Genomic DNA, 20,740 nt, shown 5'->3' with positions numbered 1-20,740 from the left:
TTGCCCTTCAATCTCGCATGCGGGGTGGTTTGAAGTCATCGAGGTCCTGGTGTGCGAAGTCCTTTAGCTTCAGCCCTCCTCGATTCCACCCGAGAAGTGTGAGCGAGACGATGTCAAGGACATGGGCTGGTTCGGGGCAGTTCCGACTCATCAGGTGCTCGAAAGCGTTTTGCACAAATGTGAGTGCGCCCCTTTCGCCTCTCTTGAGTGAGAGGCCGAGAGCGATGACTGCGCCGTTCATACGATTGGAAGCTGCTTCCAGACGTGGCTCACCCTCCCGGATTGCTGCCTCCAACTCGACGAGGCTGATCGTGACTTCACGGATTGCTTCGGTGCGCAGTTGCCGGCGCGCCTGTGCCGACTGGGCGCGTGCTGTGAAAAGCGACTGCGCCCACGCGCCGAGGAACGCGCCGATCAACGCAATCGCGGCTCCGATTATGACTGACCATCCGCTGTCCATAGGCGTGACTCTATCGGAGCGTGCGTTGTGAGCGCCGGGCTGGAGGGTGTGGCAGACGTTGTTGGTTACATCGCGAAGTCGATCGACAACTTCGACACGGAGCAGTTGAACGCGTTGCATTGGCGCAACGGCGAGGTGCTGGAGGTGTTGCAGGAGATCTTGGCGGGTTTGGCTGCTGAGCCGGCGCCGACGTGGGCTGAGGTGACGATCAGTGAGGTGATGGCGGAGCGTGACGAGCTGCGTCGTGACGTCGAACGCGGACGCACTGTTGTGAAGAATGCGGCCGACTTGGCCAGCTCGTCGCCGCTGTCGATGCAGGAGGCCACGGAGGCGCTGCTGCGGACAACGGATGTGTGGTTTCAGATGGTCGACGCTCAGGCTGCGGAGAAGCGGCTGCGTGGCGAGCTGCGGTCACTGGAGGGCAATACGGCCGCTGCCACGGTGCTGTGGGAGACGGTCGCGGAGCAGCTCCGTGGTGAGCGTGACCGGGCGCGTGCGACGGCTGTGCGCCTCGAGCAGGAACTCGCGCAAGCGGAGAAGTCCCTTGCGTCGTCGTGGCGCTGGTTCGTGTTCAAAGACAGCGGCAGGTGGTGGGTGTCGCTGCGGAACGGATCCGGTGAGCTCGAAGGCACTTGGCGCGAGTTCAAGTCGCGGAGGAAGGCAGTGAGGTTCGCGCAATTGCACTCGGGGGAAGCGTCGTGAGCGCGGCGACGGATGCGACGGAGCGGAAGGTCCGCGACCTGGTGGAGCAGGCCGGGTTCGAACTGGCGATCAACCTCGACCGGCCGGGCAACTTCCGGATCGTCACAAAGGCCGACTGGTCGTTGGTCGCCGTCGTCAATATTCGGGCGCGCGGGTTCGTCGCGGTGTTCCCCGGCAGACAGATCAAGGCAACGGATGCGACCGACCTGGTCGACGTCCTCGAAGCAATCAAGGCAGAAGGAGCAGGGAAATGAGCGGCATGGATTTGTTCGAGGACGGGTTCCCGCACGGGACGAAGGAAGGCTACGAGCTGGGTTGCAAGGGCGGTGCATGCCCGGCCAACACTGAGTTGGGTCTGTCGTGCCGGAAGGCTGAGACGCGGTACCGGGGTGACTATGCGTTCCAGAAGATGGTTGACCGGGGGATGACGCCGGCGGAGATCGTTGCGGCTGAGGCGGCGGGTAAGCCGGCGAAGCGCGCGAGGGCTGCGAAGGCCGACACGGTGGGTGTGGTGGCGGTTGCGGTCGTTCCGGTGGCGGATAAGGCTGCTGCGTCGGGGAAGGTGGCGCTGGTTCGTGGGCGTCATGGTGCTGCGAGTCACTACGAGAAGGGTTGCCGTCACACGGATTGTGTCGCTGCGTTCGAGGCGCTTGGTGACGAGCTGGGCGAGGTGGCGTTGGGACTGCTCGACGAGCCAGAGGCGGTGGCAGATGAAGCCTCAGTTGATGTGCCAGTTCTTTCACCGGTCGTCGAGGAGGTTATCGATCTGAAGTCGCTCGGCTACACAGATGCCGAGGTCGACGACATGGCGCAGCAGCTGGATCGGATAAGCGAGCTGGGGCAGATGCTGCGGTTCGCGCAGGACCAGGTGGTGTCGCTGACGTTGGAGCTCGACGTGGAGAAAGCGAAGAAGCAGCCTGCCGAGGATGTGCGGAGCGTGACCGTGACGCTCGTCCGTGGTGATGGGTTCGAGGTGCACGTCGATGCGACCGGTGTCCCCGTGTTCGAGGTCGTGCTGGGTGAGCACGTCACCCAGAATGCGCCGGGTACGACGCCGACCCAGCAGAAGATGCAGCACACGCTCCTCCAGCTGGAGTACGGAGAGTACCCGCACGACGCTGTGAAGGCTCAACTGTTGGCGCAGCCGCACCGCGCGTTGCACATCGCACTGGCCGTGGCACTGGGTCACGTTGAAGGCGGCATGGAGTTCGACCGCAAGGGTTGGCAGCAGGGCATCACCGCCGCCCACATGCAGCGTTTGCAGGGCTGGGGCTATGAACTGTCCGAGCTTGAGCAGTCAATCGTCAACGCGAAGCAGGCCTGACCATGGAGCCAACCGCCACCGTACGCAAAGGCACGTACAAACGAGACGGCTACCGCTGCGTGTCATGCGGCGCAACGTCCCCGTTGACGTTCCAGCACCGGCGTGCGGTTGGCATGGGCGGCACCATTCACCGGCCTGTGATCGTCGACGGTCTCACCTCTTGCGCGTTCTGCAATGAGGCGTACGAGCACGGGCTGCAGACGGTCGCACTGTTGCGGGGCTGGAAGGTCAAGAAGTGGGTGAAGGACCCCGGGCGGGTGCCGGTGTGGTTCCCGCTGGAACGCTCCTGGTCGGTGCTGCTGCCGGATGGGAGCCGGGTGCCGACGACGGAAGTGGCGGCGAAACGAATGATGGCTGATGTGTATGGCGAGCAATGGGAACTGGAGCTGGCAGCGTAATGGTGTGGTTCAACGTAGACGACGGGCTGAGCACAAGCCCGAAGGTTCTCGGCATCCCGCGAGCGCAACGCCTCCAGGCGATCGGGCTCTGGACACTCGCAGGGAGCTGGTGTGGAAAACACCTGACTGACGGTGCCGTGCCCGTGTTCATGATCGAGGAATGGGGTGCCGACGCATCCGGAGCACAGATCCTCGTTGATGCGGGTCTCTGGCGTGAGACCGCGAAGGGATACCAGTTTCACGACTGGAAGGCCTATCAGCAGTCACGCGCTGACGTTGAGGCGAAACGGGAGCGAGAGCGGGAGAAGAAGGCGCGTTGGCGGCGCAACAATGCCGGTCAGTTCGAGGGAAATGCTGATCACGTGGGCGAAACTTCGGTGCCTGTCCCCGAGGGTGTCCCCGGTGGACATGTAGGGGAGTCCCCGGGGGAGTCACACCGTCCCTTCCCTACCCTTCCTAGCCCTTCCCTACCCAGCCCAGTTAACAAAACTTCTTCGTCCGACGCTGAAGCGTCCGACGTTGAGTCTTTTAGCGATGAGGTGAAGCGATTGTGTGAGTTGCTCGCCGAACTCGTGCGGGGAAACGGTCACAAGGTTGGCGTCGTTGGCAAGACCTGGTGGGCGTCGTGCGAGCGGCTGATGAGGCTCGACGGGTACTCCGCGGCTCAGATCGAGTGGCTTATTCGTTGGGCGACGGCCAATGAGTTCTGGCAGGCCAATGTGCGGTCGATGGACACGTTGCGGAAGCAGTTCTCGCGGATGAAGTTGCAAGCGCTCGCGGAGCGCGACAAGCAAGCAGGAAAGCAATCGGCGTTCGCCCGGAATCTCCCGGTCGTCGCCCAGTATCAGGAGGCGGAAATTGAAGAAGTCAGAGATCGCAACGCTATTGGTGTTGGCGAGCGCAGTGGACAACCGGACGGTGACGCCGGAGATGGTGGAGGCCTGGCACCTGTCCATCGGCTCGCTGGACTTTGACCGCGCGAAGGAAGCGCTGACGTTGCATTGGCGGGAGTCGACGGCATGGGTGTTGCCGGCGCATATCTGGGCTCGGGCGAATGAGGCTCAGGTTGACGGCACCGAGTGGATGCGCCGATGATCACTCCAGAGCAAGCAGTGATCGCCGCGGTGCTCCTCGACTCTCGTGTGCTGCGGTTCGCTGTTGAGCAGGTCGGGCCCGGTGACTTCGAGGACCAGGCGTTGGGTGCGATCTTCGCCGGCATCCTGTCGATGGGCGCCGCGCATGAACCGGTGGATGTCATCACGGTGTCGGGGAAGCTGCCCGGGTGGGAGGTTCCCGGTGTCGACGTCGTCGACCTGCACACCTGGATGGGAGAGGTTCCCACGGCGTCATCGGTCGGCTCGTACGCGGCAAAAGTCCGTGAGGGGTCGCTGCGTCGCGGGTTGCAGATCGTCGCGTCACGGATGGTCACGACACTGGATCCTGGCGTGGCGATCGCCCAGGCCACCGAGGGACTGAAGGGCTTGCAACTGGCGGCGTCGAAACGGCATCTGCTGCCGAAGACTCTCGGCGAGGTGCTGCTCGACGATAACGACGAGTACGACTGGGTTGTTGATGGTCTGCTCGAGCGGCAGGACCGTCTGATCCTTACGGGCGGAGAAGGGTCAGGCAAGAGCACACTCGTGCGGCAGTTGGCGCTCATGACGGCGGCCGGCATTCATCCGTTCACGTTTTTCAAGATGAAGCCGGCGCGGGTGCTGGTGGTGGATACGGAGAACACGGAGAGGCAGTGGCGTCGCGCGGTGAGGCCGATGGTGTCGAAGGCGGCGATGCATGGGCGTGTGAATCCTGCGGATGCTGTGCACCTGGCTTGTACGCCGCGCCTGGATTTGTCGAAGGACTCGGATTTGGGGGAGGTGCATTCGATGGTCGACGAGCTCAAACCGGATGTGTTGTTCATCGGCCCGCTGTACAGGCTGATTCCGCGGGCGATTAACAACGATGATGATGCGGCGCCGCTCTTGGCGGCTTTGGACACGCTGCGCGACCGGGGTTTGGCGATGGTGATTGAGGCTCACGCGGGGCATGGGCACCCTGGCGTTGGGGAGCGGGATCTTCGGCCGCGGGGGTCGGCGGCGTTGATGGGGTGGCCGGAGTTCGGTTTGGGGTTGCGTCCGGATAAGCAGGCGAGGTCGTCGAATGCTTTTCAGTTGGTGCGGTGGCGTGGTGACAGGGATGAGCGGAAGTGGCCGTCGCGGATTTCGCGGGGGATTTCGGATTGGCCGTGGACTCCCACGGCCGCGTTCTAGGAGGGATGAGGGAAATGGCAATTAGGGCGGAGGTTGATATGGCGCGTGTTGAGGTGAATGACGAGTACGGGGTGACGTTGTGGCAGCGGCGGAAGACGTCGTATTACACGACGGAGGAGGCCCGGCAGCTTGGCGAGGAGCTGCTCGCTGCGGCGGCTGAGGCTGACCGTATCGAGGCGGAGGACCGTGCGGCCGCGTTCGCCGGTGCGACTGTGTCGTTCGCCGAACTGCGCGAGCGACTCTCGGCGACGCCGAGCGGGTTTGACCAGGACATGACGATTGTGAAGGAGCAGGGCATTGGCTGAGGCACGTACGAATGAGGCAACGGTGAAGCGACTGGTGGGCGGCAAGGGCGTGTCGATCGAGGAGGTCATCACTGGGGATAACGGGCAGGAGTTCAAGAGCTTCTTCACGGTGTGGCTGGGCGATGGGCACGGGCTGAATGTGGGGGACCGGGCACGGTTTTACGGGCAGTTGTCGGCGAAGCGGACGGAGAAGGAGGGCAGGGTGTATTTCGACATGCAGCTGAGTCGGGGGCAGGTGGTGTCGGAGGTGGTGCGGGCTCCGCAGCAGCAGGATGCGAATGCGGCTCCGTGGGAGACGACTCAGCCCGGACAGGAGTGGCAGTCATGAGTGACGAACAGCGGGAGGCGGCACAGGCCGAGGCCAATCAGCGCTACCCGCGCAATCAAATCGTGGACGACCCATTCAGTCCGACCGGAGAGGCACAGTCGGACCCGTATGGCTATGAGGAACACGCCAATGAGGCGTTCGTGGCTGGAGTCGAGTGGCAGGCCGCGAAAGCGGAGCCGGTGACCATTGATCGGGAGGCGCTGATCGAGTTCATTGCTGACTTTCAGGCGTGTGGGTCATGCGCCGGGGAGTCGTGGTGCAAAGCATGTCAGGAAGAGGCCAACGCCATAATCGCCCACCTTGCCGCACAGCCGGTAACGCCTGAGCCGAATACCATCATCGCCCCGAGCGACTTGGCGGATGCTCACGCACGCTGGCATGCCCAGTCGGGGAACCTGATCTACGACGGATGCGAGTGGGAGCGCTGCGAGTTCTGGGCGATCGGAAAGTTCCTGATCGACCAGGGCGCACAGCCGGTAACGGGGGCGGTCACCGACGACATGGTCGAGAGGGCGGCGCGGGTGATGTTTGAGCCGCCAAGCATCAGTGACGGCGAATACACCTGGGACGAGATGGTGCGCGAGGACCCGAGCAGGGCCGACATGTGGCGTGGCGATGCCCGTGCTGCATTGGCTGCTGCTCTGGGTGGAGGTTCCCGATCATGAGTGACTGGGGAGATCTGGTGGACCTTGAGGTGTGCATCAAGGTGCAGGCCAACACTGTGGGCGTCGAACATGAGGGCGTGCCATCCGAGGGCGTAGTGGTGCGAATGGCGAGTGCGCTCAAGGCTGCACGCGCGGAGCGTGACGCCGCACTGGCACAGGTGGCCGAGCTTGAGGCGGTGATCGAGCTGGTGCGTGAGTGGCGCGACGAGAAGCAAGCGCACGAGGTTTACGAGGCGACCGAGGATCAGCCAGCCGAATGCACCGACGAATGCGAGTGGTGCCCGCTTGATGACATCCTCTCCACCTCTCCCACCAAAGCACTGGAAGCCCGACACACGATCAAGCAGATTCCGCCATGGTCAGCGAGCCCCAGTGCGCGATACCTCACGGGCGCGTTCGAGTGTTCGTGTGGGGAGAAGTTTCTGTTTCTCGATTCCCGACACAATCCGGAGTGGCGGGAAGACAAACGCAGAATCGCCGAAGAGCACGTCACCCTGGCCGACCGCAAGACAGGAGAGCAGAGCAATGGCTGAGTGGACACCGACGACGGACGTGATACGCCAGGCGTGCACCTTCGAGCGGAACAGGCTGGGCGAACCGCGCACGATCAGCGTAGAGCGATTCGACCGCTGGTTGGAAGCGGTGAAGCGGCCGCAGACGATCTCGACGGTGGAAGAGCTGGACGCGTTGCCGGTCGGGAGCGTGATCCTCGACCTCGGCCCGAATCGTAGTCTCGCAAACGCGCCAGTGGTTGCCTGCAAGACAGCACACGGCGATTGGACGGTGATGGGCGGAAACCCAGAGCGTCGCTGGCAGTCGTACGAGATCGCTCGGGACGCAGAGGGAAGCGTGCTGATCGTTGTGCACACCCCAGACAGGAGCGAGTGATGGGTGTCGATGTGAATCTTTACGCGATGGGCACCGTGACGGATGCGGAGATCGAGGTCGCGAACCGCTTCTTCGAAGAGCGGGAGATCCGCGGCACCCTTGGCCGCACGTCGTGGGACCCCGACCGGATCGACGTCGACATGAACGGCGCACGCTACTACGGCCCTGGTTACGAGCGGGGTCCTTGGCCGGAGATCCATACGGCAATCATTGCGCTCGTCGCGGCACTCCCGGGCTGCACGGTGCACTACGGGGGCGACTCTGATCCTGACGCTCCAGAAGTCGACGAAGACGCGCTCGCGGAGATGTGGGCGCACTGGTTGTCACCGCGTTGGGACGACTATCACGGTCGTAGGGAGTCGTTCACCATCTCAGTTGCACCCACCCCAGACCAACAGAACAGGAGCCAGTCATGAGCGCCACAACAGGCAAGGTCTTGCAGGATGTGCAGGACGAGCGCGACCGTCAGGACGCGAAGTGGGGTGACCAATCGATGAGCTACGACGGCACCGGGGCGAGCGTGCGTCCCCTGCGCGAAATGGGGCCGATCTACTCTGGTACTCCCGCCTTCCAGCTGGCGTATCGGGCGACGAATCAAACCGATGTCGAGTCGCGCCACGGCGGTGCGAGCATGGCCTCGATCCTGTTGGAAGAGGTCTTCGAGGCGTTGGCTGAGAGTGATGCGATCAAGCTTCGCACCGAGCTTGTGCAGGTTGCGGCTGTCGCTGTCGCGTGGTGTGAGTACATCGATCGCCGTGGCGCGCTGCCCGTCCCTATGGGTGGAGGTTCCCGATGACGCCGTGGGAATTCCTCCTCTGGGCGCTCACCTGGTGCCTCGTCATCGTCGGCGTGCTCCTCGCACTCCTCGTCGTCGCGATCATCATCCGATCCGGCTACGAGGTCATCCGATACGGAAAGGTCAAGAAACGTGGTTGAGCTCGACATCCCCCAAGAGGTCGAAGAGACCGAGGAGCAGAAACTCGCCCGCATCCGTCACCGCAGGGCGCTCAGCGCGCTCAGAGAAGCACCAGACCTGATCCTCTACGTCCGGTCACTCATCGATCACACGGAGCGCGGGGAAGTCCTCGCCGAGTACGTGTCACCGATGCGCCTCACAGCAACCGATGACTCTGATGCGGTGTACGGGCAGCTGGTCGAATGGGTCACCTACTGGGCACGCGTGCTGGAAGTAGATCCGCCATCGACCGCTGCGATCGCGTCGAGGAACTTCTACGACTCTCACCCGTCCGCCGGCTATGCGGATGCGCCGGTGCTGGGGTTCCGCGCAGGGACGACTCCGGAGGGCGCGCACATGCTTATCCGCCTGCAAACAATGTGGCTGCTGACACACGCAGAACGCATCCATGGGTTCCCGGGCGCGGAAGAGTACGAAAGCGACGTGACGGGGCTGCTGTGGAGACTCCGGGGCAAATACCCGACAGCGCCGCGTCGACCACGGGACGTGTACCCGCGTCCGTGCCCAGTGTGCGACCTCGAAACGGTCAGTGCCGTATGGTTCTCCGAGGATGTCCACGACGTGAGTGTGTCCTGCTCGCATTGCGGTTATGAGGTTCCGGGGCAGTCGTATTCGCGTATTCTGGACTGGCTGGCATGAGTATTATTTCCCAGCCCGATTCGTCAATCGTCGTATTTTGGATGGATGACTTCGACTTCCATCTCGCCAAGTGGAATATGGCTGAAGAAGAGATCGTACTGGCGATGAAAATCTGCCTCATCCATTGCCATGAAGCTCATGCTTTCTCGAGGGTCCGTCGATCCCGGGCTACGCACGATGTACTTCGAGTACCCAGCGCCGCCCCCAGCGACTACGCCACTGCCGACAGACTCGAACCAGAGCCCAGCCGTCCGCAGGTTTTGAGTGGCTTGCGAAGTGAGTTGTTCGGCATAGCTGATGACGTCGGTTTCTGGTCCGTACCATGCCGAGTACTGGACGACCGCGAGGTGTTCGGGAAGCGAGTCACTCCAGTCTTTCGACGTATCTCGTGCCTCAAGGCCACCCTCGACGAGCGTGAGGGCCTGAGCGAGGTCGCTGCGGTTGATGCGAAAAGTGACGAGTCGAGTGCCTTTCATAACCAAAGCCTAGATGCGAACGACGATGATTGATCGTGGCACAACCCTTGACTTCCTCGAGCACCGCAGCAACTACCTAACGAAAGTCCAGGCAGCACAACGCATCAAGAAGACCCGTTCCACCATCGACCGGTACGCGCGGAACGGCCTTCGCGTGTACCGGATCCTTGGCACTAATTACATCCACGTCGACGAGCTCCTCGCGCAATACCGAGAAACGATCCTCCGACACAAAGCAACCCGCGCCACGCCGACAACCGCGGAATGACGCGTGTGCACCACCCTGTAGTAGCATGGCGCTAGCGACAATCACGCCTCGATGAGAATTCATCGGGGCTTTTATCGTTAAGCCTTGTGGCCGCCCTTCGGCCCGGGTAACGGATTGACCTCCGTGTGTCGGGCAGAAACGGTCACCGGGCGAGGCTCCGCTGGGAGCGCAATTCCAGGGGCCTCGCCCATCACCGGTCTACGAGCCGGTGTAGTCCATGATGTCCCCTGACGCGCTGCCATTCTTTGCTAAGTAGGCGGCGCTCACTGCGCTCTGCTTCTGCACATAGGTCTCACTGGTGGCGAGCACAGAGCTATTCCCCGTCTCGACGATCCGCCAGTAGTACGGCTGGGTTGCGCTCGTGCTCTTTCGGATCTGGTACTCAATTGCCATGCTCATTCCCGTCCTCGTTGATGGTGCCAACGAGCGTACCGATCGAGCCGTCGCACTGTCTGTGCCCAGTTCGGGCATAACCAATACTTGTCACTCGCCAGCCCAACCGATCAAGGTCGACCCGACCGCCGGCACCGCGTGCACATTCCGCGATGCCGGTCGGAGGATCGCACACGTTCACCAATGGGCGAGTGGCAACCTCTTAGTACGTGTACGGCACCCGCTGCGGCAACCCCACCACATCCTCCGCAGGGATCACCTCACCGGCCTTCAGGCGCCGCTGCTGATCCAGATACACATCCATCTGCGCAGACGCATCAATGGCACGCTTCCTGGTATCCCACTTGCCTAACTTCACCGCACGCCGCGCATCACCAGCTGCAGCCTTCACCCGGCGCGCCTCGGTCTTAGCCGCGAGCTTCGCTTTCCGTTCGGCTTCACGGCGTTCGAAGTCGGCTTTGCGTTCGTCCTTGGATCTCATGCCGCCACCCTACCGACGCATCAGCCGGTCCGGGAGTGCCCAGTTCGCGCTGAGCACTCCCATCCCTGTTAGTGCTTCGTGTCCTTCGCCTTGGACTCGTTGCCCTTCGCCACCGTGTCTGCGTCACGGATCTGCCCGTTCGGCCGGTGGATGTACACCTGACCGCCGCCGGCCTTCTCGACCTGCGCCTTGGCTTTCGCTTCGACTGCCCCTTGCGTCGGGGCCTTTATCGTTGGCTTGCCCTGCTGCGTCGCCTTGTACCCGTCTTTCCGGTTGCCGGAGACGTCGGCGCGATTCTTGTTTCCTGCCATATCTATCACCTCCCTTCCTGATGGATCTGCAGCGAACACTACTTGCGGCAGAGGATAGGGCCGGGGATCGAAAGGCCACCCGTTATGGCGTCACGCGTACGCACCAACACACGCCGCATGCACAAACTGCGGGACGAATTTTTCGAGCAAGGAAAGCTCCTCAACACTGCTGGCGACGTCGACGCAGACTGCTGGCTGTGCAAAGAAGGCATCGACTACGACGCCGACCCAGGCAGCACACCAGCCAGTCACAACCTCGACCACTTCTTCTCCGTTGACGACTACCCGGAGCTACAAGAAGACCCCACCAACTTCAGGCACAGTCACACGCTGTGCAACCAGGCGCGAGGGAAGAACGCACCAAGCCTGGGTCTAGGAGACGCAGTACCTGACTGGTGGTGATCCCAGCAACCTGCGAGGGTCACACCAAGTGGTGCAAGTCAGGTCGCCAAAACACGATAGGTACCGTCGTCTCCACCCGATATGTCCTGTAACTCGGATCGTTCACTCGAGCAGCCAAACCAAACAAATCGCAGAACTCCAAGACCATGCTCCGAAGGCCCTCGTCATCATCAACATACGGAGAGCTAATCGCCAGTACAGGCTTACGCGCTCCTGACCCACGAGGACGCAACCGCATGGTGTGATCGAACAACCGATCGAACCTGTCGACCTCACCCTTATGCGCATCGAGTCGGCCACGCTCGATGAGCTCCTCAACGCCATACGGGGAACCGTAGTGACCATCCCAGATCAACCCGTTGCGATCAGCGATCTCGTTCACGTTCTCGTAAGAACCGTCTGACTCATAGAACCGCGGCATCGAAGCCTCCAATCATCGGCGATCGTCCAGTCAGAGTATCGCCTCACCCACCCCGACCGTCAGAAAATCCAGCAACATCAGACACCACGGACCACTCCCCGCCTGAGTGGTCCTCTCTCCCCGGGTTTGAGTCGCGTTTTTCACCCCACCCCTGGAGGTTCGGAGATGGCTGCTGCGAATCGTAGGCATCGGAGTGCGTTGACGCGGATGCTGCGAGCTACAGGGCTGGTGCATGTGCCTGAGGAGGCGCTGCTGGTGGAGCTGTTGCGGGATCTCGCGAAGGAACTCGATGAGGGTGGCGGGGCGCGGACGCGTCTGGCGTATTTGTCGGCGACGAAGGATTTGCGGCGGGTGCTTGCGGGGACTGGCGGTCGCGTTCAGGGGTCCTCGGAATCGTCCGCGCAGCGGGCTGCTGTCGCGGCGGCTGGCGCTGAGGTCGATGACGACGATGTGCCGGTGGTGCCGAATGATCTGGCTCGGTTCAAGGAGGAGCGCGGTATCGCGTAGTCGGAGGCTCGGATGCTGAAACAGTTCGGCCGCACGGAGCCTCGGCTGTGGACGCGTCCTCTGCGTGAGCTGACGCCGGAAACGTCCCTCGGCTTCGAGGTCATCGACTTCGCGCGCGACATCCTCGGCGTGGAGTTGTATCCCTGGCAGTGCTGGCTCCTCATTCACGCGCTCGAGCTGCTCGAGGATGGGCAGTATCGGTTCCGTCGCGTGATCGTTCTCGTCGCTCGGCAGCAGGGAAAGACGACGCTTGCGTCGGTGCTCGCCGCCTGGTGGCTGTGGGTGGACTCGGCTCGGCATCCTGACCGGGTGCCGCCGCTGAAGTTCAAGGTCGTCGGTGTCGCGCAGAACCTCGACATCGCGAAGGAGCCGTGGACTGCGGTCAAGATGTGGTGCGACCCGGACCCGGAGACCGTGGAAGAAGCTGTCCTCGCCATTCCGGCGCTGCGTGACGCGACCGCGAAAGTCAGGGACGCGAACGGATCGATCGCGATCACCGCGCGGTCACGAGCTCACTACGAGATCCGCGCCGCGAAGAACGCCCGAGGCAAGCCTGCGGCGCGCGTCCTGATGGACGAGATGCGTGAGCAGAAGGACTGGAAGGCCTGGAACGCGGTTTCGCAGACGATGAAGGCGTTCTGGAGCGGCATGCTCATCGGCTTGTCGAACGCTGGCGACATGAGTGCTGTGGTGCTTCGGCAGCAGCGTGACGCTGGCATTGCTGACATCAACGAGTGGAAAGCGTACGTAGAGTCCGGGCTCGCTTCGGCGGAGGACTTCGCCAACGGCCGCGACATGTCACTCGCGCTGTTCGAGTGGTCGGCGCCGGAGGGCTGCGACAAGGACGACGTCGACGGCATCCTGCAGGCGAACCCGTCTATCGGCTATGGGTCAATGACTGTTGCTTCGGCCCTCGCTGACATTCGCGGCATGACGGATGCCGGGTACCGGACCGAGGTCCTCTGCCAGTGGGTGACGTCGAAGGTTGATTCTTTCATCAACGTCAATGACTGGAAGGACTTGCACGTCCCGATCAGCTCCGTCCGGATCCCGAAGGGTTCCCGCACAGTGTGGGGCGTGGACGTGTCCTCGGACCGTTCGACGTCGTGGATCTCTGCAGCTGTCTCCACTGAGGATGGCCGCCCGTTCGTGACGGTGCGCGTGAAGCGTGCCGGCGTGCTGTGGGTGCCTGACTACATGGCGGACCTCGCCGAGAAGTCGGGGCACAAGGAGGTCGTCATTCAAGGCCGTGGCGTGCCTGCGGTCGACCTGATCGAACCGTTGAGGAAACTCGGCCTGGTCGTGCATGCCATCGACGGTGGAACTTTCGCCCTTGCGACGGGACGCACCAAAGACAGAGTTCGCGATAAGGGCTTGGTCATCATCGAGCAGCCGGATGTTGATCTGGCTGTTGAAGGTGCCGTGGTCATGTCGTACGCGGAGAACAAGGCGTGGCATCGGGAGAAGTCATTGCCTGTCGATATCAGCGGGCTTGTTGCTGAGTCGAACGCACTCTATGGGCTCGAAGTACTCGAGCCGGCCCCGCAGGAACCGACTCCGCCACCGCCCCCGCAAGCCGAGCTCGTCACCCGTGACGACGTGTCGCCGTCCGATGTGAACCTCGCGGTTGTGGGGTTCTAGCGCAATTCTGAGAGAAGGTTTCAAGTGGCCGAGATCGGTTATCAGTCCGACCAGTTGGCCTCATGGGCGTCTCTGGCGGAAGAAACACACGAAACGAACCCGAACCTGGTGTGGCCGTTGTCGGTCGCAGTTTTCGACAAAATGCGCCGTGAGGATTCCCAGATCGGGTCTGTGTTGCGGGCGGTGACCTTGCCGATCCGTGGCGCCGAGTGGATGATCGACCCCGCCGGCGCCCGCGATGAGGTCGTGAGTGAAGTCGCGACTGACCTGGGTCTGCCGGTGAAGGGCCGCCCTCCTGCTGTTGCCCTCCGCACGCGTGGCCGGTTCCAGTGGGGCGAACACCTCCGGCTGGCGCTGCTCGAGCTGGTTTACGGGCACTCCTTCTTCGAGCAGGTCTACAAGCCGGAGGGGAAGAAGCTGCGGTTGAAGAAGCTCGCATGGCGGCCGCCTCGGAGTATCTCGAATGTGCAGGTCGCCCGTGATGGTGGTCTGATCGCGATCGAGCAGCACGGGGTTGATAAGCCGATCCCCGTGGACCGGCTGGTTGCGTACGTGAACGACCGTGAGGGCGGGAACTGGATCGGCCAGAGCCTCCTGCGCACGGCGTACAAGAACTGGTTACTGAAGGACCGGATGCTGCGCGCGCAAGCCCTCACGGTGGAACGTAACGGTCTCGGTGTTCCGGTCTACACGGGCGCTCCGGTACCGGACACCGCCTCGCCCACTGAGCGTGACGAGTGGCTGAAGTCGGAGAAGGGCGCTGGCCTGACGCTCGCGACTGGCTTCCGAGCGGGAGAGGCTGCGGGGGCATCGATCCCGGCCGGATCCAAACTCGAGCTGATGGGTGTCACGGGGAAGCTGCCGGACACCGACAAGCCGATCCGGTACCACGATGAGCAGATCGCTCGCGCGGTGCTGGCGCACTTCCTGAACCTCGGCACGGAGACGGGGTCGTGGGCGTTGGGGTCGACGTTCGCGGACTTCTTCACTAGCTCGCTGAACGCGGTTGCCGAGCACATCAGGGACACCACGCAGGCGCACGTCGTCGAAGATCTCGTTGACCTGAACTGGAGTCCCGAGGAACCGGCACCGCGGTTGGTGTTCAAGCCGATCGGTTCGGGTGGGGCGCTGACTGCGGAGGCGCTGAAGTCGCTCATTGACGCCGGCGTGATCACTCCTGACGAGACGCTCGAGACGTTCATGCGGGCGGCGTTCAGCCTGCCTGTGAAAGACCCGACTGCGACGGACGTTGCGGCCGCGAAACAGCCCAAGGAGGCCGCATGACCAACGAAGCAGCCCGGCCCACCCGACCGTGGTTCCGGATAGAAGCGCGAGCCGAGGCACAGGCAGCCGATGAGCCGACGTCTGCGGACGTTTTCATCTACGACGAGATCGGTGAGAGCTTCTGGGGCGGTGGCGTTTCGGCCCAGACCATGGCAACCGAACTCGCAGCACTCGACGTGGACGAGCTGAACGTCTACATCAACTCGCCTGGCGGCGCTGCGTGGGATGGCATCGCGATCATGAATGCGATCCGACGCCATCGAGCGCACGTCACAGTGCACGTCGATGGGTTGGCGGCCTCCGCGGCATCGGTGATCGCTATGGCTGGCGACAAGATCGTGATGAACCGCGGTTCTCAGCTGATGATCCATGACGCTTCCGGCGGTGCTTATGGCGACGCGGAGTTGATGGACGAAGTTGCGACGATCCTCCACAAGCTCTCGAACTCGATCGCGGACGTGTACGCCGGCAGGACTGGCACCGACCGTGCAACTTGGCGTGCGGCGATGCAGGCCGAGAGCTGGTACACGGCTGAGGAGGCCGTGGCCGCTGGTCTTGCCGACGAGTGGGTCGATTCTCCTGCTACTCAGCCGGTGGACCGTGCGCGGTTCTCGGCTCGTGCGCGAACGGCGATTCCGTCGCTCGCGTCCCTTGAACTCCCGTCTCAGACCGAGCCGGGTGTACCCAACCGAAAGGAACAACTCGAAATGAGTGACATTCTGGCGGCTGGCCTCCGTGAGCGGCTCGGTGTGACCGATGCCGCTGCTTCCGATGAGCTGCTCCTGGCAGCTGTTGACGAGGCACTCGCGGAGCAGACCAGCGACACCCCGACAGTGCCTGAGGGCACAGTCCTGATAGACTCCGCCGTGCTTTCTGACCTGCAGGCTTCGGCCGAGCTGGGTCGGCAGGCGCGCGAGGAGCAGGACACCACTCGCCGCGAGTCCATCGTGTCGAATGCCGTGACCGAGGGCCGCATCTCGCCCGCGCATCGTGACACGTGGCTGGCTCAGCTCGTGACGAACGAAGCGGGCACGACTGCTCTCCTCGGGTCGCTCGCGAAGAACACGGTCCCCGTCTCCGAGATCGGAACCTCCGAGGAACCGACCGAAGCCGAAAGCCTGTACGCACTCGCGTTCGGCGACGACACGAAGGAGGCCTGAAAATGGCTGACTACCTGCCCAAGTTCAAGCCCGGCCAGGCTGTGACGTTCACGGCCTCGGCCGCTGTGATCGGCGGACGCTTGGTCGCTGTCACCGGTGACCGGACTGTCGGCCCGGCCGGCGCTGACGCTCTCGCTGTCGGGGTCGCTGGTTTCGATGCTGCGATCAGTGAGACGGTCACTGTCTACGGCGGTGGCGTGCAGCGTCTCACCGCATCGGGTGCGATCGTCGCCGGTGTGCAGGTCATCTCGGCCACCGCCGGGAAGATCGCCACGATCGGCGTCGGAGTCAATTCCATCGGCATCGCCCTCCAGGCTGCTGCCGCCGACGGTGACGTCATCGACGTCCAGACGAACTGAGAGGGGATAGTCGAATGGCTTCCTACACTTACCCGGTGGCGCGTCCCGAGGGGACGCTCACCACGGCGCAGATTCACCTTCTGCTCCAGAGCCCGCAGCTCATCGCGAAGCGTGTCGCGGATCTCACCAAGATGCGCTTCATCGCGGACTACCTCCTCTCGGGGCGGTACGAAGCGAAGGGCGGCGGTATCTTCTACGAGACCGGCGAGGAGATCTTCGCCGCGGACTCGCCTGAAGCTGTCGCTCCTGGCGGCGAGTACCCGAAGACGGTTCTGACGCAGGGCGAGCTCGCTGCTGCGAAGACCGTCAAGTGGGGTCTCGAGTCGGACATCACCGACGAGAAGATCTCCCAGCAGGGCATCTCCATCGTCAACAAGGCGCTGGTCCGTCTCAGCAACTCGGTGGTCCGTCACGTTGACTCGGTGGCGATGGCTGTCATCGCGTCGAAGGTGTCGAGCACGTTCGCGTCGCCGTCCGCTTGGACGACCGCGGGCAAGGTCATTGAGGCTCTCACGAGCATCTCGACCACGCGCGGGGAGGACGGCACCGGTATTGAACTCGACACCGTGGTGCTGAAGCCGACGCAGTACGCGAAGCTCATCGGCCTCCTGGTCGACGACAAGGCGCTTCCGCGTGAGCAGGGCAACATCGCGATCACCGGGAATATCCCGGTTGATGCGCTGGGGTTCACCTGGGCGACGACCCCGCATTACTTGGGGTCGGACCCGCTGCTGGTCGACCGTGATCAGCTCGGCGGTGTCGCGGACGAGAAGCTCGGCTCGCCGGGTTACGCGTCTGTCGCTGGTTCCGGTGTGGAGACGAAGTCGGATCGTCACCGCGATGACAAGTACGAGGTGCGTGCCCGTCGCGTGGTCGTGCCGGTCGTCACGGAGCCGCTCGCCGGCGTCAAGATCACGGGAACGACGCTCTGATGGTCGAGACGAAGCCTGCACAGGCCACGAAGGCCACCGAAGCGCCGAAGGCTACGGAGGCGTCCGCTGCGGCGGCTCCCACCGAGCCTGCGGCGACTGCCGTTGCTGCGGCGCCCGACAAGCCTGACGCGTCCGCTGCGGCTGCTCCGAAGTCGAAGGGTCACGTCGTCACTGGGGCGGCCGTTGTGCTCCCCACGGAGGGCGGCGGCGAGCGGTACCTCTACAGGGGTGCACCGGTCGGTGACGGGTACACGAAGGCCGGCATCAAGCACGCGCTCGATGTGGGCTTGATCGCCAAGGTCAAGTAACGAGTAGGGGGTGATGGAGTGATCGAACCAAACGAGATCACGGGCGTCGACGAGAATACGGCGCTACGGGTGATTGCGTACGCGATCTCCATCGCCCCCTACCTGGACGGGCTGGAGGATGGCCGTAACCGGTGGAGTGCGATCGCGATCCTGATCGGTGTTGGCCGTGAGGTGGTGGCGCGGGGTTCACGCCTGGTGAAGGCGCAGCGGATCGGGTCGGCATCCGTCGACTACACCGTTGTCGCGTCTTGCTTCTCCGAGGATGACCGTGGTGCTTTGCGCGCGCTCTGCGGCAGCAGCACCGTGACCGGCGGGCCTATTGGCAAGTTCCCGAGGGCCACGAAGACGTTCTCGCGAATCTGGCCTGAGGAAAACGAAGGAGAGTGATCATGGCGACGTTGCTGAAGGGCGCGCAGACCATCACGGTCCCAGCTGAGACCGTGGCGGACTATCGCAGGCAGGGCTGGCGTGAAGCCGGTACACCCGCGGCGCCGGCGAAGAAGATCAAGGCGAAACGGACCCGGGCGCCACGCAAACCGCGGACGCCTACTAAGTCACGGGAGGAGGTCGCTCGTGCAGTTCAACCACACGTCTCAAGTGAAACGGGAACGCCGCCTGCCGATCCCGGACCCGTACAACCCTGACCGGCAGATCCCCGGCAGTTGGGACGATCCGTTAGACGAGCTACCGCTCGAGGGTGCGTGGATCGCGTCCTCGTCGAGCGTCGCGCCTGCGAGTGCCACCCGCACGCAGATCGTCACGGCGAAGAGCCTGTACTGCACGAATGTCACGGTTGATGTGCTGGCCGGTGACCGTGTTCGCTCTGGTGATGAAGTGCTGTACATCCATGTGAAGCCGGAGGCGGACTTCAACCCGTTCACTGGGTGGCGGCCAGTCGTGGAGATCCCGCTCGAGGAGGTTGCCGGATGAAATTCAACGAGTCATTCATTCCTGGTCTAGGGAACTCTGCCGCAGTGCAGAGCATCGTCAAGGCGAAAGCCGAGCAGGTTGCGGCGGCCGCGCGGGCTTCCGCACCGGTCGATACCGGTGATTACCGGGACAGCATCCATGTGGAGGTCGTGCACACCCCGTTTCGGGTGGTGGCGAAGGTGGTCGCCGATTCGGATCATGCGATGCTCGTCGAGTCGAAGCACGGGACGCTTTCCCGGGCGTTGAGGGCGGCAGGCAATGGCTGACCCGTTGGTCATCCACGCCGACCTCGACCTGTTCCTGGTCGGCTGGTATCGACGTGCTCTCGCAGCTCGCCCGGAGGCGGTTTGTCGGAACGTGGTCGTCGACATCAGGGAGAGCAACGCGGCGAGGCAGTTGATCGTCCGGGCCGATGGTGGCGTTGATACGTCGATCATCTCCGCTGAGCGTGACGTGGGTCTCTCGATCCTCGCTGGGACGGTGGAGAACCCGAAGGACGCGAACGACCTCGCCAACATCGTCCATGCCCTCCGCACGCAGATCCCCGCGGTGGAGCCTGGCAACCCGGTCACGGCCGTTCTGCGGTCATCCGGTCCGCTTCCTGTCCCTGAGTCGCAAGAGAAGGCGAGGCGGTACATCACTCTGACTCTCGCTGTCGCCGGCACCCCGTTGTAACCCGTTTCACAACCACTTTCAATCTGCCTCCGAGACTCGGGGGCTTTTCGCTTTTAAGGAGCAATCAAAATGACTGCTGATTCTTTCGGGAATGACGTCACCGCGGTCGGCCTTCCGGTCACCGGCTTTCTGGGTTTCGCCCCTTCGGGTACGACCTTCCCCACCGCTATTGAGGGAGGCGCCGCGGACTTCGTCCTGCCGGTCGCCTTCAAGAAAGCCGGTCTCCTCACCGAGGACGGCGGTTTCGAGTGGACTCTCGAACCGGACGGCGACCCGATCGTGTTCTGGCAGGAGGGGTATTCGATTCCCTCCGGCCTCGCGAACGCCGACTTGGTCGCGAATCTCGCCCAGTACGACGCGATCGTGCGTGAGCTCGCCTGGGGCAAGACCGCGGACGTAAACGGGTACATCACCATCGACGCCGGCGGACACTCGGTCGAGTTCGTCGTGTTCTCGGAGGAGATCTTCAAGAACGGTGTCATCCGGCGCCGCATCGCGGAGGTCACCGTGACCGCGGCGAAGGTCGACAAGTCGGAGCGCGGATCCGTGAACGGCACCGAGCTGACGTTCCACGCGAAGCGCTCTGCGTCGCTGAACAACGAGCACATCGGTGAGTGGCTGGTCCCTGCCGAGGTCACTCCGTAACTGACTGCTGGCCGGGAACCGTGATGGGCCTCCCGGCCAGCACCCCGTTTCACCCCTTGCCCATCACAACCCATCAATGAAAGGCCCATCATGGCAACCGCAAAAACCGCTACTCCTGGCCCGAAGCCTGACTTCCTTGTCGTCGAGGATCATCTGAAGTGTCAGACGAACGAGGGTGAGAAGTCTCTCGACCTCCGCATTCCACTCGAGCGCATCGAACTGTTCATGAACCTCGAGGAGCTGAAGATCCCGCAGTCGAAGATGCCCCGGTTCATCATCGACAACATTCTCTGGCCTGAGGACAAGGCGACGATCGAGGGCATGCGTGACGGTGCGAAAGCTCTCAAGATTCTTGTGCGGTACTCCGAGGTGCTCGGCGAGAGGATGGGCGCCGAAATGGGGGAATCCAAGGGCTCTACCGTTTCGTCGGAGAGCACCGTCGAGCCCTCCGCTACGACTTCCGACACCGATTCGGAGTAAGCCTCCACGAGATCGGGCGCAGCATTCCCTTCCGGGAAGCGCTCGACCTCATCGACGAGCTGCGTCGCGAGTTTGGGTCTCACCTGAACGCGGATCTCCAAGGGTGGCTTTTTGC

Annotated in this window: 36 protein-coding genes; 31 read left to right on the top strand and 5 right to left on the bottom strand. The window is 63.0% G+C overall.

What is annotated here, in order from left to right:
• Window positions 1-7 precede the first annotated feature (7 nt).
• Window positions 8-460: a hypothetical protein gene (locus K323_RS0116630; protein ID WP_022886394.1), complete on the bottom strand. Its 453-nt coding sequence runs from the start codon at window positions 458-460 to the stop codon at window positions 8-10.
• 48 nt (window positions 461-508) lie between these two features.
• Here K323_RS0116630 and K323_RS0116625 point away from each other — a divergent pair, with 48 nt between their 5' ends.
• The 15 genes from K323_RS0116625 (at window position 509) to K323_RS0116555 (ending at window position 8,952) form a co-directional block, all read left to right on the top strand.
• The gene (locus K323_RS0116625) at window positions 509-1,162 is read left to right on the top strand and encodes a hypothetical protein (protein WP_157509476.1); all 654 of its coding nucleotides are present in this window, start codon (window positions 509-511) and stop codon (window positions 1,160-1,162) included.
• Window positions 1,159-1,416, top strand: coding sequence for a hypothetical protein (locus K323_RS0116620; RefSeq protein WP_022886392.1), 258 nt, complete (start codon window positions 1,159-1,161; stop codon window positions 1,414-1,416). The genes K323_RS0116625 and K323_RS0116620 overlap by 4 nt, the downstream gene beginning before the upstream one ends.
• Entirely contained in the window at window positions 1,413-2,486 is a 1,074-nt protein-coding gene (locus K323_RS0116615) for a hypothetical protein (RefSeq protein WP_022886391.1), read from the top strand. Before K323_RS0116620 ends, K323_RS0116615 begins: the two co-directional genes overlap by 4 nt.
• Before the next feature lie 2 nt (window positions 2,487-2,488).
• On the top strand, window positions 2,489-2,884 hold the full coding sequence (locus K323_RS26785; RefSeq protein WP_022886390.1) for a hypothetical protein: 396 nt from the start codon (window positions 2,489-2,491) through the stop codon (window positions 2,882-2,884).
• 143 nt (window positions 2,885-3,027) lie between these two features.
• Window positions 3,028-3,858, top strand: coding sequence for a hypothetical protein (locus tag K323_RS0116605; protein WP_157509475.1), 831 nt, complete (start codon window positions 3,028-3,030; stop codon window positions 3,856-3,858).
• 117 nt (window positions 3,859-3,975) lie between these two features.
• On the top strand, window positions 3,976-5,151 hold the full coding sequence (locus K323_RS29035) for an AAA family ATPase (RefSeq protein WP_022886388.1): 1,176 nt from the start codon (window positions 3,976-3,978) through the stop codon (window positions 5,149-5,151).
• 38 nt (window positions 5,152-5,189) lie between these two features.
• Window positions 5,190-5,456, top strand: coding sequence for a hypothetical protein (locus K323_RS0116595; RefSeq protein WP_157509474.1), 267 nt, complete (start codon window positions 5,190-5,192; stop codon window positions 5,454-5,456).
• Window positions 5,449-5,784, top strand: coding sequence for a hypothetical protein (locus K323_RS0116590; protein WP_157509473.1), 336 nt, complete (start codon window positions 5,449-5,451; stop codon window positions 5,782-5,784). The genes K323_RS0116595 and K323_RS0116590 overlap by 8 nt, the downstream gene beginning before the upstream one ends.
• On the top strand, window positions 5,781-6,449 hold the full coding sequence (locus tag K323_RS0116585; RefSeq protein WP_022886385.1) for a hypothetical protein: 669 nt from the start codon (window positions 5,781-5,783) through the stop codon (window positions 6,447-6,449). Before K323_RS0116590 ends, K323_RS0116585 begins: the two co-directional genes overlap by 4 nt.
• The gene (locus K323_RS0116580; protein ID WP_022886384.1) at window positions 6,446-6,982 is read left to right on the top strand and encodes a hypothetical protein; all 537 of its coding nucleotides are present in this window, start codon (window positions 6,446-6,448) and stop codon (window positions 6,980-6,982) included. Before K323_RS0116585 ends, K323_RS0116580 begins: the two co-directional genes overlap by 4 nt.
• A complete protein-coding gene (locus K323_RS0116575; protein WP_022886383.1) occupies window positions 6,975-7,337 on the top strand; it encodes a hypothetical protein in 363 nt (120 codons plus the stop codon). The genes K323_RS0116580 and K323_RS0116575 overlap by 8 nt, the downstream gene beginning before the upstream one ends.
• On the top strand, window positions 7,337-7,753 hold the full coding sequence (locus K323_RS0116570) for a hypothetical protein (protein WP_022886382.1): 417 nt from the start codon (window positions 7,337-7,339) through the stop codon (window positions 7,751-7,753). The genes K323_RS0116575 and K323_RS0116570 overlap by 1 nt, the downstream gene beginning before the upstream one ends.
• The gene (locus K323_RS0116565; RefSeq protein ID WP_022886381.1) at window positions 7,750-8,133 is read left to right on the top strand and encodes a hypothetical protein; all 384 of its coding nucleotides are present in this window, start codon (window positions 7,750-7,752) and stop codon (window positions 8,131-8,133) included. Before K323_RS0116570 ends, K323_RS0116565 begins: the two co-directional genes overlap by 4 nt.
• A complete protein-coding gene (locus K323_RS29870; protein ID WP_022886380.1) occupies window positions 8,130-8,273 on the top strand; it encodes a hypothetical protein in 144 nt (47 codons plus the stop codon). The genes K323_RS0116565 and K323_RS29870 overlap by 4 nt, the downstream gene beginning before the upstream one ends.
• Window positions 8,266-8,952: a hypothetical protein gene (locus K323_RS0116555; protein ID WP_022886379.1), complete on the top strand. Its 687-nt coding sequence runs from the start codon at window positions 8,266-8,268 to the stop codon at window positions 8,950-8,952. The genes K323_RS29870 and K323_RS0116555 overlap by 8 nt, the downstream gene beginning before the upstream one ends.
• Window positions 8,953-8,975: 23 nt before the next feature.
• Here K323_RS0116555 and K323_RS0116550 read toward each other — a convergent pair whose 3' ends face one another.
• Window positions 8,976-9,428, bottom strand: coding sequence for a hypothetical protein (locus K323_RS0116550; protein WP_022886378.1), 453 nt, complete (start codon window positions 9,426-9,428; stop codon window positions 8,976-8,978).
• A 13-nt stretch (window positions 9,429-9,441) separates the two neighbouring features.
• Between K323_RS0116550 and K323_RS0116545 the strand changes: the two genes are divergently transcribed.
• A complete protein-coding gene (locus K323_RS0116545; protein WP_022886377.1) occupies window positions 9,442-9,696 on the top strand; it encodes a hypothetical protein in 255 nt (84 codons plus the stop codon).
• 198 nt (window positions 9,697-9,894) lie between these two features.
• On the opposite strand, the gene K323_RS0116540 is transcribed toward K323_RS0116545, so the two are convergent.
• The 3 genes from K323_RS0116540 to K323_RS26775 form a co-directional block, all read right to left on the bottom strand.
• Window positions 9,895-10,095, bottom strand: a complete 201-nt coding sequence (locus tag K323_RS0116540) for a YegP family protein (protein WP_022886376.1) — start codon at window positions 10,093-10,095, stop codon at window positions 9,895-9,897.
• 196 nt (window positions 10,096-10,291) lie between these two features.
• Window positions 10,292-10,570, bottom strand: coding sequence for a hypothetical protein (locus K323_RS0116535; RefSeq protein ID WP_022886375.1), 279 nt, complete (start codon window positions 10,568-10,570; stop codon window positions 10,292-10,294).
• A 68-nt stretch (window positions 10,571-10,638) separates the two neighbouring features.
• Window positions 10,639-10,881, bottom strand: a complete 243-nt coding sequence (locus K323_RS26775; RefSeq protein WP_022886374.1) for a DUF2188 domain-containing protein — start codon at window positions 10,879-10,881, stop codon at window positions 10,639-10,641.
• Window positions 10,882-10,965: 84 nt separating this feature from the next.
• Between K323_RS26775 and K323_RS0116525 the strand changes: the two genes are divergently transcribed.
• From K323_RS0116525 to K323_RS0116455, 15 genes are all read left to right on the top strand, one after another.
• Entirely contained in the window at window positions 10,966-11,283 is a 318-nt protein-coding gene (locus tag K323_RS0116525; protein ID WP_022886373.1) for a hypothetical protein, read from the top strand.
• A gap of 241 nt (window positions 11,284-11,524) precedes the next feature.
• Window positions 11,525-11,686, top strand: coding sequence for a hypothetical protein (locus K323_RS30270; RefSeq protein ID WP_022886372.1), 162 nt, complete (start codon window positions 11,525-11,527; stop codon window positions 11,684-11,686).
• Window positions 11,687-11,869: 183 nt separating this feature from the next.
• Window positions 11,870-12,211 carry a hypothetical protein gene (locus K323_RS0116515; RefSeq protein ID WP_157509472.1) on the top strand — a complete coding sequence of 114 codons (342 nt, stop codon included), beginning with the start codon at window positions 11,870-11,872 and terminating at the stop codon, window positions 12,209-12,211.
• A 12-nt stretch (window positions 12,212-12,223) separates the two neighbouring features.
• Window positions 12,224-13,852 (top strand): terminase, encoded by a 1,629-nt coding sequence (locus K323_RS26770; RefSeq protein WP_022886370.1) that lies wholly within the window; start codon window positions 12,224-12,226, stop codon window positions 13,850-13,852.
• 24 nt (window positions 13,853-13,876) lie between these two features.
• On the top strand, window positions 13,877-15,136 hold the full coding sequence (locus K323_RS0116505) for a phage portal protein family protein (RefSeq protein ID WP_022886369.1): 1,260 nt from the start codon (window positions 13,877-13,879) through the stop codon (window positions 15,134-15,136).
• Window positions 15,133-16,296 (top strand): head maturation protease, ClpP-related, encoded by a 1,164-nt coding sequence (locus tag K323_RS26765; protein ID WP_022886368.1) that lies wholly within the window; start codon window positions 15,133-15,135, stop codon window positions 16,294-16,296. The genes K323_RS0116505 and K323_RS26765 overlap by 4 nt, the downstream gene beginning before the upstream one ends.
• A gap of 2 nt (window positions 16,297-16,298) precedes the next feature.
• On the top strand, window positions 16,299-16,655 hold the full coding sequence (locus tag K323_RS0116495) for a capsid cement protein (protein WP_022886367.1): 357 nt from the start codon (window positions 16,299-16,301) through the stop codon (window positions 16,653-16,655).
• Between the two features lie 14 nt (window positions 16,656-16,669).
• Entirely contained in the window at window positions 16,670-17,587 is a 918-nt protein-coding gene (locus tag K323_RS0116490; RefSeq protein WP_033373423.1) for a phage major capsid protein, read from the top strand.
• The gene (locus K323_RS0116485) at window positions 17,587-17,895 is read left to right on the top strand and encodes a hypothetical protein (RefSeq protein WP_022886365.1); all 309 of its coding nucleotides are present in this window, start codon (window positions 17,587-17,589) and stop codon (window positions 17,893-17,895) included. Before K323_RS0116490 ends, K323_RS0116485 begins: the two co-directional genes overlap by 1 nt.
• A gap of 18 nt (window positions 17,896-17,913) precedes the next feature.
• Window positions 17,914-18,282 (top strand): hypothetical protein, encoded by a 369-nt coding sequence (locus tag K323_RS26760; RefSeq protein ID WP_022886364.1) that lies wholly within the window; start codon window positions 17,914-17,916, stop codon window positions 18,280-18,282.
• Window positions 18,283-18,468: 186 nt separating this feature from the next.
• Entirely contained in the window at window positions 18,469-18,825 is a 357-nt protein-coding gene (locus K323_RS0116475) for a hypothetical protein (RefSeq protein WP_022886363.1), read from the top strand.
• A gap of 44 nt (window positions 18,826-18,869) precedes the next feature.
• On the top strand, window positions 18,870-19,091 hold the full coding sequence (locus K323_RS0116470; RefSeq protein WP_169515674.1) for an HK97 gp10 family phage protein: 222 nt from the start codon (window positions 18,870-18,872) through the stop codon (window positions 19,089-19,091).
• Window positions 19,084-19,500, top strand: a complete 417-nt coding sequence (locus K323_RS0116465; protein WP_022886361.1) for a hypothetical protein — start codon at window positions 19,084-19,086, stop codon at window positions 19,498-19,500. Before K323_RS0116470 ends, K323_RS0116465 begins: the two co-directional genes overlap by 8 nt.
• Window positions 19,501-19,569: 69 nt before the next feature.
• Window positions 19,570-20,145 carry a hypothetical protein gene (locus K323_RS0116460; RefSeq protein WP_022886360.1) on the top strand — a complete coding sequence of 192 codons (576 nt, stop codon included), beginning with the start codon at window positions 19,570-19,572 and terminating at the stop codon, window positions 20,143-20,145.
• A gap of 90 nt (window positions 20,146-20,235) precedes the next feature.
• On the top strand, window positions 20,236-20,625 hold the full coding sequence (locus K323_RS0116455; protein WP_022886359.1) for a hypothetical protein: 390 nt from the start codon (window positions 20,236-20,238) through the stop codon (window positions 20,623-20,625).
• Window positions 20,626-20,740 lie beyond the last annotated feature (115 nt).

The organism is Glaciibacter superstes DSM 21135, assembly GCF_000421145.1.
Classification (GTDB): Bacteria; Actinomycetota; Actinomycetes; order Actinomycetales; family Microbacteriaceae; genus Cryobacterium; species Cryobacterium superstes.
Note: the sequence above shows the minus strand (reverse complement) of the source record. Positions and strands in the feature narration are given on the sequence as shown.

Coding starts and splice junctions, on each gene's coding strand:
- K323_RS0116630 (WP_022886394.1), bottom strand. CDS start 460: ATGGACAGCGGATGGTCAGTCATAATCGGAGCCGCGATTGCGTTGATC.
- K323_RS0116615 (WP_022886391.1), top strand. CDS start 1,413: ATGAGCGGCATGGATTTGTTCGAGGACGGGTTCCCGCACGGGACGAAG.
- K323_RS26785 (WP_022886390.1), top strand. CDS start 2,489: ATGGAGCCAACCGCCACCGTACGCAAAGGCACGTACAAACGAGACGGC.
- K323_RS29035 (WP_022886388.1), top strand. CDS start 3,976: ATGATCACTCCAGAGCAAGCAGTGATCGCCGCGGTGCTCCTCGACTCT.
- K323_RS0116595 (WP_157509474.1), top strand. CDS start 5,190: ATGGCGCGTGTTGAGGTGAATGACGAGTACGGGGTGACGTTGTGGCAG.
- K323_RS0116585 (WP_022886385.1), top strand. CDS start 5,781: ATGAGTGACGAACAGCGGGAGGCGGCACAGGCCGAGGCCAATCAGCGC.
- K323_RS0116580 (WP_022886384.1), top strand. CDS start 6,446: ATGAGTGACTGGGGAGATCTGGTGGACCTTGAGGTGTGCATCAAGGTG.
- K323_RS0116575 (WP_022886383.1), top strand. CDS start 6,975: ATGGCTGAGTGGACACCGACGACGGACGTGATACGCCAGGCGTGCACC.
- K323_RS0116570 (WP_022886382.1), top strand. CDS start 7,337: ATGGGTGTCGATGTGAATCTTTACGCGATGGGCACCGTGACGGATGCG.
- K323_RS0116565 (WP_022886381.1), top strand. CDS start 7,750: ATGAGCGCCACAACAGGCAAGGTCTTGCAGGATGTGCAGGACGAGCGC.
- K323_RS29870 (WP_022886380.1), top strand. CDS start 8,130: ATGACGCCGTGGGAATTCCTCCTCTGGGCGCTCACCTGGTGCCTCGTC.
- K323_RS0116550 (WP_022886378.1), bottom strand. CDS start 9,428: ATGAAAGGCACTCGACTCGTCACTTTTCGCATCAACCGCAGCGACCTC.
- K323_RS0116545 (WP_022886377.1), top strand. CDS start 9,442: ATGCGAACGACGATGATTGATCGTGGCACAACCCTTGACTTCCTCGAG.
- K323_RS0116540 (WP_022886376.1), bottom strand. CDS start 10,095: ATGAGCATGGCAATTGAGTACCAGATCCGAAAGAGCACGAGCGCAACC.
- K323_RS0116535 (WP_022886375.1), bottom strand. CDS start 10,570: ATGAGATCCAAGGACGAACGCAAAGCCGACTTCGAACGCCGTGAAGCC.
- K323_RS26775 (WP_022886374.1), bottom strand. CDS start 10,881: ATGGCAGGAAACAAGAATCGCGCCGACGTCTCCGGCAACCGGAAAGAC.
- K323_RS0116525 (WP_022886373.1), top strand. CDS start 10,966: ATGGCGTCACGCGTACGCACCAACACACGCCGCATGCACAAACTGCGG.
- K323_RS0116515 (WP_157509472.1), top strand. CDS start 11,870: ATGGCTGCTGCGAATCGTAGGCATCGGAGTGCGTTGACGCGGATGCTG.
- K323_RS26770 (WP_022886370.1), top strand. CDS start 12,224: ATGCTGAAACAGTTCGGCCGCACGGAGCCTCGGCTGTGGACGCGTCCT.
- K323_RS26765 (WP_022886368.1), top strand. CDS start 15,133: ATGACCAACGAAGCAGCCCGGCCCACCCGACCGTGGTTCCGGATAGAA.
- K323_RS0116495 (WP_022886367.1), top strand. CDS start 16,299: ATGGCTGACTACCTGCCCAAGTTCAAGCCCGGCCAGGCTGTGACGTTC.
- K323_RS0116490 (WP_033373423.1), top strand. CDS start 16,670: ATGGCTTCCTACACTTACCCGGTGGCGCGTCCCGAGGGGACGCTCACC.
- K323_RS0116485 (WP_022886365.1), top strand. CDS start 17,587: ATGGTCGAGACGAAGCCTGCACAGGCCACGAAGGCCACCGAAGCGCCG.
- K323_RS0116465 (WP_022886361.1), top strand. CDS start 19,084: ATGGCTGACCCGTTGGTCATCCACGCCGACCTCGACCTGTTCCTGGTC.
- K323_RS0116460 (WP_022886360.1), top strand. CDS start 19,570: ATGACTGCTGATTCTTTCGGGAATGACGTCACCGCGGTCGGCCTTCCG.
- K323_RS0116455 (WP_022886359.1), top strand. CDS start 20,236: ATGGCAACCGCAAAAACCGCTACTCCTGGCCCGAAGCCTGACTTCCTT.